Source organism: Pedobacter ginsengiterrae, assembly GCF_039537385.1.
GTDB classification, from domain to species: domain Bacteria; phylum Bacteroidota; class Bacteroidia; order Sphingobacteriales; family Sphingobacteriaceae; genus Pedobacter; species Pedobacter ginsengiterrae.
On the sequence record NZ_BAABAK010000015.1, the window covers coordinates 388,178 to 404,383 of the forward strand.

The 16,206-nt window shown below is 36.3% G+C and carries 9 protein-coding genes; 1 reads left to right on the forward strand and 8 read right to left on the reverse strand.

Annotated elements, in window-relative coordinates; translation table 11 throughout:
• The 5 genes from ABD692_RS14770 to ABD692_RS14790 form a co-directional block, all read right to left on the reverse strand.
• Entirely contained in the window at window positions 1–3,009 is a 3,009-nt protein-coding gene (locus ABD692_RS14770) for a SusC/RagA family TonB-linked outer membrane protein (protein WP_344768196.1), read from the reverse strand.
• Window positions 3,010–3,252: 243 nt separating this feature from the next.
• A complete protein-coding gene (locus ABD692_RS14775; RefSeq protein WP_344768198.1) occupies window positions 3,253–3,795 on the reverse strand; it encodes a DUF1735 domain-containing protein in 543 nt (180 codons plus the stop codon).
• A gap of 32 nt (window positions 3,796–3,827) precedes the next feature.
• Window positions 3,828–5,447 carry a SusD/RagB family nutrient-binding outer membrane lipoprotein gene (locus tag ABD692_RS14780; RefSeq protein ID WP_344768200.1) on the reverse strand — a complete coding sequence of 540 codons (1,620 nt, stop codon included), beginning with the start codon at window positions 5,445–5,447 and terminating at the stop codon, window positions 3,828–3,830.
• A 10-nt stretch (window positions 5,448–5,457) separates the two neighbouring features.
• Entirely contained in the window at window positions 5,458–8,595 is a 3,138-nt protein-coding gene (locus ABD692_RS14785; RefSeq protein ID WP_344768202.1) for a SusC/RagA family TonB-linked outer membrane protein, read from the reverse strand.
• A 568-nt stretch (window positions 8,596–9,163) separates the two neighbouring features.
• A complete protein-coding gene (locus ABD692_RS14790) occupies window positions 9,164–11,659 on the reverse strand; it encodes a M14 family metallopeptidase (RefSeq protein ID WP_344768204.1) in 2,496 nt (831 codons plus the stop codon).
• A gap of 83 nt (window positions 11,660–11,742) precedes the next feature.
• Here ABD692_RS14790 and ABD692_RS14795 point away from each other — a divergent pair, with 83 nt between their 5' ends.
• Window positions 11,743–13,044 carry a UDP-N-acetylmuramoyl-tripeptide--D-alanyl-D-alanine ligase gene (locus ABD692_RS14795; protein ID WP_344768206.1) on the forward strand — a complete coding sequence of 434 codons (1,302 nt, stop codon included), beginning with the start codon at window positions 11,743–11,745 and terminating at the stop codon, window positions 13,042–13,044.
• A gap of 8 nt (window positions 13,045–13,052) precedes the next feature.
• On the opposite strand, the gene ABD692_RS14800 is transcribed toward ABD692_RS14795, so the two are convergent.
• The 3 genes from ABD692_RS14800 to ABD692_RS14810 are packed head-to-tail and all read right to left on the reverse strand — an operon-like array spanning window position 13,053 to window position 16,147.
• Complete coding sequence (locus tag ABD692_RS14800) at window positions 13,053–13,544, reverse strand: gliding motility lipoprotein GldH (RefSeq protein ID WP_344768208.1); 492 nt, start codon at window positions 13,542–13,544, stop codon at window positions 13,053–13,055.
• Entirely contained in the window at window positions 13,513–14,997 is a 1,485-nt protein-coding gene (locus tag ABD692_RS14805) for a PSP1 domain-containing protein (protein ID WP_344768210.1), read from the reverse strand. The genes ABD692_RS14800 and ABD692_RS14805 overlap by 32 nt, the downstream gene beginning before the upstream one ends.
• A gap of 1 nt (window position 14,998) precedes the next feature.
• Window positions 14,999–16,147 carry a DNA polymerase III subunit gene (locus tag ABD692_RS14810; protein ID WP_344768212.1) on the reverse strand — a complete coding sequence of 383 codons (1,149 nt, stop codon included), beginning with the start codon at window positions 16,145–16,147 and terminating at the stop codon, window positions 14,999–15,001.
• Between the last annotated feature and the right edge of the window lie 59 nt (window positions 16,148–16,206).

Consider the following 16,206-nt stretch of genomic DNA (forward strand, 5'->3'; position numbering starts at 1 on the left):
CTATAAACCAATATTAATCCCGAAAGTATATGTCTTAAATTGAGGTATACTTCCTTGATCCACACCTGTATTTCCAACTGTAAAGTCAGAAGAAACTTCTGGATCAAAACCAGTGTATTTAGTAAATGTTAACACATTATATCCTGTTGCATAAAGACGAACATTTGATAAGTGTAATTTTGTTAGGACAGATTTTGGTAAGTTATAACCTAAAGTTATATTTTTTAACCTCAAATAGCTACCATCTTCTAAAAATCTTGATGAACGTTGAGTGTTATAAGTACCTCTTACACCACCAACAGCTCTTGGATATTTTGAATCCATGTTTGATGGGGTCCATCTGTTTTCATAAACATCTCTGATTACATTAGTTGCTGGAGCAGTCGCCGAAACAACGCCACCTAAACTAGCCCAACCACCAGTACCTTCAGCACCTAAGTTATAGATATCGTTACCATATGAATATTGGAAAAAGACACTTAAATCAAATCCTTTGTAAGAGAAATTGTTAGTGATACCACCGTAGAATTTTGGTAGTGGATTACCTAAAAATTGTCTATCATCACCAGTTATTGTATTTGTTCCGTTGATATCTTCGTAAAGCATATCTCCAGTATTTCTATCAACCCCTAGCGACTTGATTAAGAAAAATGCGCCAAGCGGCTGACCAACAGCTGTTCTTGTTGCAAAAGAACCATCAATAGGCTGATCGTTATAAAGCGAAGTTACTTTGTTGTTGTAAGTAGAAAGGTTGAATGAGGTATTCCACTTAAACGCGCCAACAAAGTTTTTACTTGAAACCTGGAAATCAAAACCGTGTCCTTCAAGGCTACCAATGTTTTCTAGTATTGTATTGAAACCAGTGGTGCTTGGGATGGGACGATTCAACAATAAGTCTTTAGTTTTTTTATTGAAATAATCAGCTGAAATATCAATTCTATTGTTGAATAAGCCTAATTCTAAACCTAAATCGAATTGATTAGTAGTTTCCCATTTCAAATCAGGGCTACCAATTGTACTTAATGCGAAACCAGGTGTATCGTTATAGTTGAAACCACCACCAATTAATCTTCTAGATGTGAAGTTACCAATACCTTCCTGATTACCAGTAGAACCATAACTTGATCTTAATTTTAGGAAGCTAATTGTGTTGTTGTTTTTTAAGAAATCTTCTTCACTGATAATCCAACCACCTGAAACCGAAGGGAAGTATCCATATCTACCTTTAGCAGGAATTTTAGAAGAACCATCTCTTCTGATTGATCCACCTAAAAGGTATTTACCTTCCCAAGCCATATTTAACCTAGCCAACATCGATTCTATTTTAAAATATGTTAAGCTCGCTGTTCCACCAGTAATTTGTGCTGCAGATGTAACATATGGAGTTAAATCAGAAGGGAAATTAGACCCATCAACTCTATTATTTGATTGATTGTTCCATTGGAATTCGTAAACTGCTGTACCATCGATATTTAAACGATTATCGAATAAGTTTTTGTTATACGATAATGTCTGTGTAGTCAGATAATTTTCTGTTTGAACATAGCCAGAAGAACCAGAACCATTAGAACCTTGTCCTGAAAGTGAAGTAATAGGGTTATAAGTTCTTTGATCTACATAAGTGTAATCGATACCAACTGCTGATCTGAATTTTAATCCTGGCAAAATTTTCACCTCAGCAAAAGTTGAGTTAAAAATATTCGACAGGTTTACATAGTTCACAGATTGGAACATATGTAATGGGTTATTATAATCATTAGCTGCGAAAGTACCGTCTGCATTATAAATCGGCTGATCTGGTCTTGCTACCAAAGCACGTGGGAATGGAGAATAGATACTATTATCTACTGGAGATTCTTGTCTGTATGAACGGGAGATAGCTAAGTTACTACCAACTTTAATAAAGCTATTAATGTCATGTGTAACATTTGTTCTCAAGGCATAACGTTTAAATCCACCAAAATTAAGTGCTCCATCTTGATCGAAATAGTTTAATGAAGTATAAAATTGTGTTTTTTCTCCTGCGCCAGAAGCAATGGATAATTGAAGATTGTTTGTTCGTGAATTATCACTAATGATTTCGTCTAACCAGTTTACATTTGCATTAGGATTATCAATCTGTGCTTGCGTGAATAATGTCGAAAGCCCTGCATTGACTCTAGCTTCGTTATACATCTGTCTGTATTCTGATGCGTTTAATAAATCGCGAGTTTTCGTTAACGATTGTGCACCAGTGTATGCGGATACATTGATTGTTGATTTTCCACTTTTATTTCCACCTTTTGTTGTTATAATAACGACACCATTCGAACCGCGCGAACCATAAATTGCTGCAGAAGCAGCGTCTTTTAACACATCTACAGAAAGGATATCTTCTGGGTTAATATTTGCTAAAGCAGATACTCCAGCACCTGCAGTCGAAGGAGTGCTACCACTATTACTAGGTAAGATAACTCCATCTACAACGTAAAGGGGGTTATTACCAGCCGTAATAGATGATCTACCTCGAATATTGATTGCAATAGGCGCACCAGGTCTTCCTGAGCCAGACGAAATTTGTACACCCGCCATTCTTCCTTGTAGCGCTTGAGCCACACTAGGAACAGGCTGATCTTTAATTTCTTCCGACGTAACACCAACTCGGGCTGAAGTTACATTCCTCTTAGATTGAGTACCATACCCGACAACAACTACATCGGTTAAAGATTTAGTATCTTCAACTAAAGCAACATTGATAGAGTTAGAGCTTCCAATAGCGATTGTTTGAGTAATATATCCAAGATAAGAGAACTCTAATGAAACTGCTGAAGATCCAGCCGCTGCTATTGAGAATTTCCCTGAAGATAAAGTAATGGTACCCTTAGTAGTACCTTTGATTTTGACACTTACCCCTGGTAAAGGCAAACCATCCTGTTTAGATGTAACTGTACCAGTAATTGTTCGTTCTTGAGCTAATGCAGTAATCGCAATAAACATCAACACGAACAAACTTTGTAGAAGTTTTTTCATGAAATTTAAGTTAATTATTAATTAGTTTATAATAAAGCGTTAAATATAAACCCACGAAATATTTATTTAACGATAATTAACATTTTTATAATAGTTTATGATTTAAAAATGACAAATACCCCTGAGAATTCACCATTCCCGCTATTAATTCTAATCTTGTTTTAACTTCAGCAGATTTTTCTAAAAAAAATAGCCAGACAATCTAAGATTGCCTGGCTGGTACTTCTTAAAAAGAAGATTTAATTATTGAGCTGCTACTGCAACAATTATTGCCCCGAAATTACCGCTAATCGTACCTTGAGAGGTAGAAGTGATTTTTAAAGGTATTGCATAAGTTTGTCCAGTAACGTAATTATTTGTATTAATTGGAATTGTAATATCCACACCAGCTTGGCCGGCAGGAATTACAACACTTGCAGGCATTACGTACCATGCAGCAGGTAATAATGTATAAGTTCTGCTTGCCTGAGTATTATGTAAAGTTAATGCAGCAGCATCAACACCTAATCCTACAGTTACATCAGAAGTTGCTGGTTTACCAGTACCTACATAATTAACTCTAATTTTTAATGGTGAGGCAGTTCCCTTAGGTAAAGTTAACTGGTAACGAGCTAATTTAACACTAGCCGTTAATGATCCAGACGCAATATAATCAGGATTATCAAACTCGATGATTGCGCCTATGCTATTAGGTGCATCTGGTCCGATTAAGTCTTTTGATTTAAGGCAAGAACTAAGCGTTACCACCATCAATAAGATTGCTATATTTTGAAATATTCTTTTCATTTCTTTAATATTTAAATTTAAAATTACCGCTCCTATCTAGCCCAAAATATTTTGCTTGTGTACTTGTTAATGCCTGTTGGAACATTTGCAGCATTATAAGTAAATTCTGTACTTGGATAAAGTAATCTAGCAGGTAATTTGTCTGCAGCAGTTGATACACCAGCAATTGAAACAATTGTTTGTGCAGGTGTCGCCGCGTTTATATCAGAATTACTTGCAGGATATCCTGTACGTCTATATTCATTCCAAGCTTCATCACCAAAAAGGAAGTTTAATGCAATATATTTTTGTGTAATTATAGCTTCTAACTGTTGAGCTTGCCCAACCGCTAAACCGTAATTAGCAATATATTTTGTTGCATTAGCTGCCTGGTATGCTGTTGCATCAGCAACAGGATCTTTTCCTGCAGTAACCGCACCTGTACTGTTTTTGTAAAGATACCTGAAAGATGCCTGAATACCTGAGTTGAAAAGTGTTAAAGGTGTACCAGTAGTAACACCAGTTAAAGCACCTTCAGCTTGCAAGAAGTAACTATCAGCTAATAAAAATAATGGTGCAGCTGCATCAGGTCCTTTGAAAATACCTATTGATTCGTAAGATGTAGAGCTCGTACCTCTAAACCACGAGTTTGGAACCAATCCACGACCAGCAGTAGCTAATTGGTTACCCAATTGATTTGTAGCTGTAGTAATACCAGATTTATAAACAACATTTGCACGAGCTGGATCGGTTAATTTAGTACCGTTGTAGAAACCCATGATAAATGGAGTTGGAACATATTGTGCACCTGCTCCTACCGCAGCACCAGCGAATGAATAAGCAAATGCATTCCAAGCTGGATTTTGCTTACCGCTAGATTTAACATAACCAGGATTAACCGTAGCATCTTCATCTAAGAATCCTGCTGCATCAAAAGTTTTGTTAGTAAATGCAACTTTACTACCGCCTCTTAAAATCAATCTTAATTTAAGTGTGTTAGCAAATTTAATCCATCTAGTAATCTCAATTGCTGTAGTTGAGCTTGAGCCAAATAAAGGATCTGATGATTTGAAAAGTGAAGCAGCAGTTGGATTTGCTTTGAAAGTCACAATAGCAGCATCACATAAGTCAGCTAAAGCTTTGTAAATATCAGTAGCTTTATCATAAGCAGGTGTAACACTTGCAGCACCTTTTAACGCTTGCGAATATGGTAAATCTCCGTACTGATCTACAAGTCTTTGGAAAGTGTAAGCTTTCATAACTTTTGCAGCAGCATTAAACTGAGCATAATTAGCTTTGCCTTCAGTGTTATCGATTACATACTGAATATCAGTAGCAACATCATAAGAGTTATTCCACAAAGCTTGTTGGTCTGTAGAAGCATAATCATAAGATATGATCGCTCCCCAACCACTAACACCACCTCCGTTTGCAAGATAACCTACAGCCTGTGAACCATAAAAGTTGAAAGAAGAACTCGTATTTGCATTTGTTAAACCTATAGTTTGCCCCCATGTTAGGTTAGCAACTGCAGTAATTGCTTGTGGTAGAACTAATTCAGGAGTACCAGAAGTAGCCTGATTAGGGTTTACATTAACATCTAGATATTTTTTGCAAGACGATAAAGAAACACCGACTACAGCTGCAAAAAATAATATATATATTTTTTTCATAATTTCTATTTTAAAAAGTAAGTGATAGAGTAGCGCCATAATAACGTGAAGGAGGCGTTTGTGTACCATTTAAACCAACTCCGTTTCCACTATTAGTAGTTGAGTTGCTATTGTATTCTGGATCAGTATATACGTTAGTTTTTGGAAGGAAGATGAATAAGTTACGTCCTTGTGCACTAATTCTTGCAGCCTGAATGAATTTAGATTTAGCCAAGATTGATTTAGGAAAATCATATGCTAAGGTAATCTCTCTTATTTTCCAGAAGTTACCTGAAGTAATGTAGTTTTCATCAATATTCGTTCTAGGGCCACCGATTGTCCAATAACCTGGTCCACCATCTTTAATTGTGATGTTTGTATTTTGAACGTAAGTATTAGTAGCAGGATCCAAGTAAGATGAATTAGGAATCACAAAACGCTCTCTGTTGTAAGCAACCGTGTTAATACCCGCACCACTGAAATCTAAACTACTTGGTCCGATACCATTGTAAACCGAATAACCACCTCGATATTCAGCCAATGCTGTCATGGTGATTCCTTTGAAAGTTGCACTTAAGTTAATTCCAAAAATATCCTTTGGAGCAGCGTTACCAAAAATATTTAATGTTGAAGTTCCAGAAGGATATCCAGTTGTACGATCTACAATAATTCTACCTTGAGGATCTCTGTTGTATGATCTACCTTGTAAAACTGGGAAAGGTTGTCCAGCAATACCATAAGAACCAGCATTTGTAGTGTTAGATAAGTTAATGCTAGGGATACCTGCTAATAACTCATCTACCATGTTATTGTAGTGTGCATAATTACCCGCTACAGTTACTGTCCAGTTTGAAGTCTTAACTGGAACAAATGCTAAAGTAGTTTCAAAACCTTTACTACTTGTTTGACCAGCATTTAAAAGATACGAAGTATAACCTGATGAATTTGCAACTGCTGCAGTTACGGTTTGGTTTTTAGTTTTAGTTTTGTAATAAGTAAAAGCTGCATTAATTCTGTCTTTAAAGAACGATAAATCCGTTCCAACCTCGAAAGAATAAGTAAACTCTGGTGTAATGTTAGGAGATACAATACTGTTACCTAATGTAAAACCGCCTAAGCCATTGTATGGATAACCAGAACCTTGATTAAATGTTGCATCTAAACGGTAGGCACCTAAAGTATTCGATGCACCACCTACGTTAACTAGACCTACCTTAGATAAACCCGCTCTGATTTTCATATAATCAAGCGCTTTAAATGATTTCATTGCAGGAATCGCATCTGTTGGCACAAATGAGATGTTACCTCCAGGATAGAAGAAAGAACGATTTGCTGCTGATAAACGCGAATCCCAATCGTTACGGGCTGTTGCACTTAAGAACAAATAGTTTTTATAGCTAATGTTTAATAAACCATAAATAGCTTGCTGACGAGCAAGATAGTTTGATTCGTTAGCTGTAGGTGTATTTGTACTATTATTTAAGTTAAATAAACCAGGTTGAACCAATCCACTTACAGAAGCATCAAGAGATTTTGTACGATCTTGACGTAAAAAAGCAGCAGCAACTAAGTTAAAGTTAAAATCGTTTACTGTTTTTTTAAACGAAGCCTGAAATTCATTCGTGATACGTGCTGTGTATAACGAGTTATCAGTTACACCACCAACGATATCTGTTTTTTTGTAAGCACCAACTTCTGGTCTAGTTTTGATATAGTCGTTAAATTTATATATATCAGAATAAGATTTTCCTGATGTATTACGTGAGTTAAAACCAACACGGTAAGTTAAATCTACCCATTTCGCAGGGCTATATTTTAAATCCCAGCTTCCAGTAAAATAATCATTTCTTAATTTTTCACGGAAGTTATCGATACTAAAATATGGGTTGGTGTAATAAGCATTTGGATATCCACTTGGATCTGCAAACGGATCATTCTTCCAATCTTTTAATGAAGTAATTGGCAAGTTACCTGGACTCTGTAACATTTGATCATAAAAACCTGTAGAAGTTGTTTGATCGTAACGGTTTTGCGCATAACTTAATGCGAATGAAGTAGATAGGTTTTTTAATAAATTTCTACTTCCGTTAAAACGAACATTGGCCTTATTAAACCTGTCTTTTGGAAGCGTACCGCTTACATCAACATATTGACCTGAGATAAACAAAGTTCCTTTTTCATCACCAGAAGAAAGAGATAAATCGCTTTGGCTGGTTAACCCATTATCCCAAAAATCATATTTATCATTACCCCATTGGTAAGGACTTGTTTTAACTGTACCATCAGCTAAAGGTAAACCAATTTCTCTTGGTACACCATCAAAAGCAGGGCCGTATTGTTGATTTTCATAGCCTAAATAGATTTTTAAATCGTTATCAGAACCACCACCAAATTGCTCTTGTAATTTAGGAAAAAATGCAACTTGCTCAACAGTTAAGCTTTGTTGTGCTTTAATTTCCAACTTACCTTGTTTACCTTTTTTAGTTGTAATAATTAAAGCTCCGTTTGATGCATCAGAACCATAAAGAGCAGCTCCACTTGCGCCATTTAAAACCGTTACGCTCTCGATATCTTCAGGATTTAAGTTTCCTAAAACAGCATTGGGAACAATAACCGCATCTAAAACAACAAGAGCCTCGTTATTTCCTGTTAATGATCTTTGCCCTCTTAATACAACACGGAAGTTAGGATTAGTTCCACCTCCAGTTCCATTAATCTGCAAACCAGCAACTTTACCTAATAAACCACTCGCAACGTTAACTGGTTTTGCACCGATTAACTGATCTGATTTAATAGTTGTGTTAACTGTTCCTAGAGATCTTTTACTTGCTGTTAAACCAGCAGCAACAACAATAACTTCATTTAGCGATGTAGCATCGCCTACTAAAGCAACATTTATCGTACTTGACGAGCCAACTGCCTTGCTTTGTGCGGTGTATCCTACGAATGAGAATTCTAAAACTGCATTGTTGGAATTTACTCTGATGGCGTATTTACCGCCAGCATCTGTTACAGCACCAGATTGTGTGCCTTTTAATCTTACACTTACTCCAGGGATAGGTAATTTATCCTCTACTGAAGTAACTGTACCAGTGATTGTTCGATCTTGTGCCATTGCTGTTACAGCAACGAACATAAGTATGAACAAACTTTGTAGAAGTTTTTTCATAATTGTGAAAATAGGTTAGTTAATGATTTAAGTGCTAAAGTATAGTTAGTTAGCTGAATCACCAAATTTTTTTTAACATTTTTTAACAAAAAAGCAGAAAACATACCTCAATTTGTGAAAATGCGAGTAAACTACTGGTTATCAGCAGCAAAAACTTACTCAAAAAGCCTCTACAGCAAATTAACGGCCAACAACCTAAGAGAATAACGCAGCTAACTTATTTATAGCTATCAGTCAATTCTGGAAAAATTTAAGAATAAAAATTAAAATCTATGTTGATTAGAAATTACTGCTCAATACACAGGTTTAATTAAGGGGTAAATTAAAAAGCCTTTCTAACTAGACAGGAAAGGCTGTGCAATTATCTGGATTATTTAACCCAGTCTATTATTTTTTCTTATCTCATTTTAAGCTTAATTGCAAAACTACTATAGTTAGGTATTTGAAACAATTAAGGATGAATCGGAATTAAATATACATTAAATGTCAAATAAAAAAAGATAGAGTTATGAAAACGGTGGTATAAAATAATTTATACCACCGTTTAATAAAATGATTATCAGTTAAATCAATAGCTACAAAATATTACATTTCCGAACAAGGTTTTACCATTTTCCCAGAAATTTCTAAATAATGGGTCGTTTGCCAAATACACAATATTCCCTCTGCCCGAATCTTGAACACCAATAACTAAGCCTTTTTTTAGTTCTTCTCTTACTTTTTTACCTACAATTCCAGCCATTAAGCTTTTATCTCCAAATTGCCCTACATTCCATCCCTTAACTAATTGCTCATATATTCTGCGGTCTGTTTTAAGTGTGTAATATGATTTGCCAATGCCGTATGAGAAGGGATGAGAAGCATCCAGGTTGATCCTATATATGGCGCCTGGAATGGTATTTTCATAATCATCTCTATCCTTATCTTTAAAAAGCAATTTACTGGCTTCAGGTTTTTCATCCTTTTTTACAGCTACTTCTTTCTTTTTGATGTCGAAGCCTTTTTTCTCTAAAACACTTTCTATAGCATCTTCCATTAAAATTAGTTTGCCACCTCTACTAATCCAGCCTTTTAATCCGTCATCAATAAAACTGCTATAATTGCCATCAGGCAGAATTAATGTATTTACTTTACTAATATCCAGGTTATTAATATCGCGGGCATTTAAAATACTCGGCGATAATCCTAAATCGTGTTCTAAATAATACCAAACCTCTCCGAAAGCCAATGATGATACTTCATTTCCAGATACTATAGCAACCTTTGGCTGTTTTAATATCGGATATACATTAGAACCAAAATCTTTGCCTTTCTCTACAAATCCACTAGTTACCGCTTGTATCGGTTTTTCGAGTCTAGCAGAGGCCTGAATAATTTTATTCTTGAGGTCTTTAACCGATTTTTCATTTTCAACGCGTAAAACAATAAGCGTTCCTGCAGGATAGTCTTTACCATTTACCGAAAAAGGTTGATCTGCCTGGCGAACTTTTATGTTTTCCTTTTGTAAAGCAACCAATAGCTGCAAATCTTCACTATTACCCCAACCGAATAACCAAGCTAAAGGTTTATCAACATTGGAAGATGTTGCTTTACTTTCATCAATTGAAGCGAACTTACCTTTTATACTCTCTTTAGATGCGTAGGCTTTTAAACCATAAACGTAAGGCAACGCCCAAGCGGTAATATCATAAGTGTTAGAATCTGTTACAAAAGTTTGCGGTTCTAATAACACGTTTGCCAGAACACCTCTGGATTGCAATACATTAACAATTAAATCATTCCTGCCTACAGTAAAACTCTCTTCCTTTTGCGTATCATAATCATAACCTCTACCACTTTTCTCGCCGCCATAAGCAAACTCTATTTTGTTTTTAGTCAATAATTCGGCGAGTTTTTTCAATCTCGATATATTATCTGGTTTTATGATAAAGCTTTTATAAATACCTGGGGAAGTGGTTAATGCCTGTTGAAAATATTTTTTATACTCATCCAACAATTTGCCACGATTTTGAGAAGTAACTTCGACCGTTGACATTCCTGTTGTAAAATGATGTGCAATACGATCTTTTAATGTTAAGGTATCGCCATCATTGGTAACCACAGATAAACCTGCCCTAATCCCCCCCTGCTCGTAAGTCATTCCTATCGAACCGTTGTATAGTGGGTAAGTATCGCCATAAGATGGATATAGAAGATCGAAGCGTTCTTTTGTGAAATACTGCCAACCTTGTTCATCAAAATATTTAGCATTATTTTTCCCTACCACAACCTGAAAACTTTTTTGCCAAGGTGTAATATCCTGGTGTACAGGTTCCGCAGCCGGCGCAAAATAATAAGGCTGATTGTAACTCTGCTCATGAAAATCAACATGAACTTGTGGCATCCACTGGTTGTATAAAGCCAAACGCTGTTTACTTTCCAATTGCGTTTGCCAAGCCCAGTCCCTGTTTAAATCAAAATAATAATGGTTTGGTCTTCCTCCTGGCCAAGGTTCGATATGCTCTCTCGAAGATGGATCCGAATTGGGCTTTTCTCCGACAACACTATTAAAATAATTCACATACCGATCTCTACCATCGGGATTTAAGCATGGATCGATAACAACTACTGTATTTTTTAACCACTCATTAGCTCTTGTATCTGTGCCAGACGATAAAGTATAAAGCATTTTCATTGCCGTTTCTGTAGAATTGGCTTCATTGCCATGCACATTATAGCTCAGCCAAACAATTGCAGGCTGGTTGGCTAAATCAACTCCGTTCGATTTTCCTGTTGCCAACGAAAGATTATTCGCTCTGATTTGCTCGATCTTATTAATGTTTTCTGGCGATGAGATTACAGCAGCAAGTAAAGGTCGCCCCTCATTTGTTTTACCATACTCAATAAGTTTAATATTTTTTGGTGAAGCAGCCGCTGCTTGTTTGAAATATTCGGCAACTTTATGATGCGGCGTGAAATGTGCTCCAAGCTCGTACCCTAAAAACTCATCAGGAGATTTAACTTGAGCTTGCACAAATAAAATAGAAGACAGCGCCAATAAGCAGATGGTAAAGAGTTTCTTCATAATTAATAATTTTATCTAATGTACTAATTTTGTTTTTTGTTGTTGCGAAAGCTTAATTTTACCACAAAAATTTTTCAATTAGCATGATTACGACCGCAGAATTATATAAGCAATATTTAAAAAACCCAGTAATTTCTACCGATACCCGGAATATTACTGAAGGCTGTATCTTTTTTGCTTTAAAAGGCGATAATTTTAATGCTAATGAATTTGCTGAACAAGCAATTGAAAAAGGAGCTGCCTTTGTAGTAATTGATGAAGTAAAATTTGAAATTAACAGCAAATGCCTATTGGTGAATGATGTATTGCTGGCCTTACAGGATTTAGCACGCCATCATCGCAAACAATTAAACATACCCGTTATTGGCTTAACAGGCAGTAATGGTAAAACCACCAGCAAAGAATTGGTGAACGCCGTTTTATCAGAACGATATAAAACATTCGCCACATTTGGTAACCTGAATAATCATATCGGCGTTCCGTTATCCATTTTATCTATTACCGAGGATGTTCAGATTGCTGTAATAGAAATGGGCGCCAATCATCAAAAAGAGATTGAATTACTTTGCACTATCGCACAACCGACACATGGAATCATTACCAACGTTGGTATGGCACATTTGGATGGATTTGGTGGGTTTGAAGGTGTAAAAAAGGGGAAAGCAGAACTTTACACTTACCTCAAAGGCACCAACGGCTATACTTTCATTAACCGAGATAATGATTTTTTATTAGAGATGAGTGTCGCTGCTGGTTTAACAAAACTAATTTATTACGGTACCGAAAATGGTAACACCATTAAAGGGAGTTTAAAAAGTAGTGATCCATTTATAGAAGTTGACTGGACAAATCACGAGGTTTCTACCTCTGTTAAAACCAATTTAACTGGCAGTTATAATTTCGAAAATATTTTAGCGGCAATATGCATTGGCGATTTCTTTGATATGCGCCCTGAAGAAATTAATAATGGCTTGTCAAATTATCAACCAAAAAATAATCGATCGCAATTAACAAAAACGGAGAACAACACCGTTATATGCGATTTTTATAACGCTAACCCAAGCAGCATGAATGCGGCTTTAAATAATATTTCAAAGCTTTCGGCAAATAAAAGGATTGCAATTTTAGGAGATATGTTTGAACTTGGCCCTGAATCTGAAAACCAGCACAAACGCATAGCCGAACAAGCTTTTGTAAGTAATTTGGATGAAATTATTTTCATCGGGAAATACTTCTATGCTTTTAAAAATTCAGAAAAAGGAATTTTCTTTCAAACCCCAGATGAAACAGCCCAGTACCTAATGGCTAATAAAATTACCGATGCTTTGGTATTGCTAAAGGGATCGAGAGGTATGAAACTTGAAAGTTTACTACAATATCTGTAGTCAGAAAGTTATTGTACCTCCTCAACTAACACACCAGCATCACTTACTTCTACAAGTGGGTTATCTCGCATATTCTGCTCAATTTCTATCTCGTAATTGCCTGCATGCGTGAAATGATAGTTTGTAAGTAAGGGAAGTTTATAGGCAAAAACATTTCCCGAGCCACTTCCAAGCCATTCACCGTCATTTTTGGCTAATCTATATTGATATCGTCTGGTTATTTTATTTTTTTCATCCTTAAAATGAACCAAAACAAAAATATTAGCATAATGATAATCCGCTGTATGTCTTAATTTAAAACAAAGATTATACGCTTTAGAAGCATCTTTAATTACAAAGGATGTTTTTATGTGATTACGGTAAGTCCATTTTCTTTCTGGAATTTCGAAATTACTATCAACAACACTCGAGGTACAACCCACAAAAAGTGAAGCAAAACACATAAAAGAAAGTAAAATGACTTGCCTTTTATTCAGTAGCTGGTTTATTTTCTGAGCCATTGTTAGTGTTTCGGCGGTTATTATTTTTTCTACGGTTATTTCTACTTCTGTTCTTGCTCGGTTCGCTCGCCTGTGCTCCTTCAGCTTCTGGTTTACTTTCTAATTTAGCAACAGGTTTGCCTGCTTGCGCTTGCTGAGCTTTCGGACCATTTTGTGGCCTTGGTCCTTGTTGTTGTACTTTTTGCTGAGTCTTTGGACCGTTTTGCTGTTGTTTTTGTTGATTTGGATTTTGTTGAGGCTTAGGCTGAGCTGACTTATCAGCCGCTGGAACCCGTTCTCTTCTATTTTGGTTATTATTGCGACTATTTTTCTGGCTATTGTTACGGTTCTGATTATTGTTTTTGTTTTTCGAACGCTCATCTAAACGAGTTAAGCTATCCTGACCGACAACATTCTCATAATCGAAGGATTTTTCTACCACTACAGGTGCAGCAATTTGAACGGCTTCTTCTTTTAAATTAGGTGCTTTTTTACCTGCCTTATTCATTACCATGATTTCTTTTACACGAGCCGCTGCAACTGGAATCCAGTTTTCGTCGCCCTGGTAACTAAACCACATAATTTTTTTGAAGATATCTGTTTTTTGATGGCGGGCATAACCTGCTTCAGTATCTAAATTTTCAATTCTATCTGGAATATCTTTTAAAGCATCCAAATAAGTATCCAATTCATAATTTAAACAGCACTTTAGCTTACCACACTGTCCCGCAAGCTTTAGTGTATTTAATGAAAGATTCTGATAACGAGCCGCAGCGGTAGATACCGTTTTAAAGTTTGTTAACCAGGTTGAGCAGCACAATTCGCGACCGCAAGACCCAATTCCACCTAAGCGGCCAGCTTCCTGGCGCATACCTATCTGGCGCATTTCTATACGAATACGGAAATTTTCGGCCATTTTTTTAATCAGTTCGCGAAAGTCTACACGGCCATCGGCAGTATAAAAAAATGTTGCTTTCGTTTTATCAGCCTGGTAATCCACATCACTAATTTTCATCGACAAACGTAAATCTAATGCCAGCTTACGAGCCTTATGCATGGTTTCCCATTCCATCTCTTTCGCAGCATTCCATTTTTCTACATCAGCTTCTGTAGCCTTGCGATATATTTTTTTAACAACCTGATCCAATGGCGTTTTGCGGCGTTTCATTTGAACGCGAACTAATTCCCCTGTTAGGGAAACGTGTCCAACATCGAAACCACCAGTTGGGCCTTCAACGGCAACCAACTCGCCTATTTCAAGGTAAATGTTATCGTTGTTTAGAAAAAACTCCTTTCGCGAGCCTTTAAATTTTATTTCTGTAACCTGAAAAGGTTTATAATTAGAGGGCATATCCAAGTTGGATAGCCAATCGTGAACTTCCATTGTTTGGCAACCGCCAGTGCCACATGAGCCATTACTCTTGCATCCATTAGGGGTGCAACCACCACCTGTTGAACAACTTCCACATCCCATATTAATTGTATATATATTGAGTCCCCGCAGGGAGCGTTTTAAACTTGATAATTTTTACCAATTGTAAAGATACATCTAAAAACAGAATTTTTGGGTTTGCATTTCTTTCAATGTGGTAATGAGCCTTTTCCAACTCACCGATAATTGCCTCGGCCATAGGCAAGGTAAGTACATGTGCGCTTAACTTTTTAGCTGTTTCCATGGTTAAAGGTGGCAATTTTACCAGCTCTTCGGCACCGCTAATAATTAAGCAGCATTCGCGTAAATAATTTACGCCGTACTTTAAAAAATTCTTCTGGTTCTCTCTCCCCCACTTTGCAGCATTATCTGTAAAGTCAATTAAATCGGGCACTTTATTTCCAAAACCCATTCGCAACCAGCTGGTAAAGGTGCCCGAACTATCGTTTTGAGAATCCGCCGCCAACGCTTTTGCCTCGATTAGATTTCCATCAGCTAAAAAAGAGTAATCTATAGATTGATGTTCGGTTAAGCCACTATTTTCGAGCAAGTAGGCAGAAACCTCTTCTCCAGATAGTTTTGGGATTTTAACAATCTGTGTACGCGACAAAATGGTTGTTAAAATCTGATCCTGACTTTGTGCAATTAAAATAAATAAAGTATTTGCAGGTGGTTCTTCAATCAATTTTAATAAAGCATTACCAGCCTTATCCAGATATTCTGGTAGCCACATTATTAATACCTTGGTTTGGGCTTCAAAAGCTTTATAACTAAGTTTTTTAATAATATCATGACACTCGCCAATTGGAATATTTGCTTGTTTATTTGCTGCATCTAGCTTAGATCGCCAAATGTCCATATCGAAATAACAATCTTGAAGCAACATATCTCTCCAGTCATCCAAAACATCAACAGCTCTTTTTATACTTGCAGAAGCAAAAAAAGGATATGAAAAATGTAAATCGGGATGAATTAATCTTTCATATTTCCGACAGCTTGAACATTCGCCACAGCTATCCGTTTCTTTTTTATCCAAGCAGTTTATATATTGTGCATAAGCTATAGCCAAAGGCAAAGCTCCAGAACCCGCAGGCGATAAAAAAAGCTGAGCATGGCTGATACGGTTTTCTTTTACCGTTCCGACCAACTGTTGCTTAATTCTTTCCTGACCAATGATTTCTTTAAACTGCATTTGGTGCAAAATAAGAAATAGATATGAGATGTCGGTTATTCTGGTTAAGATTTTGACTT

Bases quoted from the DNA above. Each gene is read 5' to 3' on its own strand.
- ABD692_RS14790 (WP_344768204.1), bottom strand. From the start codon at position 11,659: ATGAAGAAACTCTTTACCATCTGCTTATTGGCGCTGTCTTCTATTTTA.
- ABD692_RS14800 (WP_344768208.1), bottom strand. From the start codon at position 13,544: ATGGCTCAGAAAATAAACCAGCTACTGAATAAAAGGCAAGTCATTTTA.
- ABD692_RS14805 (WP_344768210.1), bottom strand. From the start codon at position 14,997: ATGGGATGTGGAAGTTGTTCAACAGGTGGTGGTTGCACCCCTAATGGA.
- ABD692_RS14810 (WP_344768212.1), bottom strand. From the start codon at position 16,147: ATGCAGTTTAAAGAAATCATTGGTCAGGAAAGAATTAAGCAACAGTTG.
- ABD692_RS14785 (WP_344768202.1), bottom strand. From the start codon at position 8,595: ATGAAAAAACTTCTACAAAGTTTGTTCATACTTATGTTCGTTGCTGTA.
- ABD692_RS14780 (WP_344768200.1), bottom strand. From the start codon at position 5,447: ATGAAAAAAATATATATATTATTTTTTGCAGCTGTAGTCGGTGTTTCT.
- ABD692_RS14770 (WP_344768196.1), bottom strand. From the start codon at position 3,009: ATGAAAAAACTTCTACAAAGTTTGTTCGTGTTGATGTTTATTGCGATT.
- ABD692_RS14775 (WP_344768198.1), bottom strand. From the start codon at position 3,795: ATGAAAAGAATATTTCAAAATATAGCAATCTTATTGATGGTGGTAACG.
- ABD692_RS14795 (WP_344768206.1), top strand. From the start codon at position 11,743: ATGATTACGACCGCAGAATTATATAAGCAATATTTAAAAAACCCAGTA.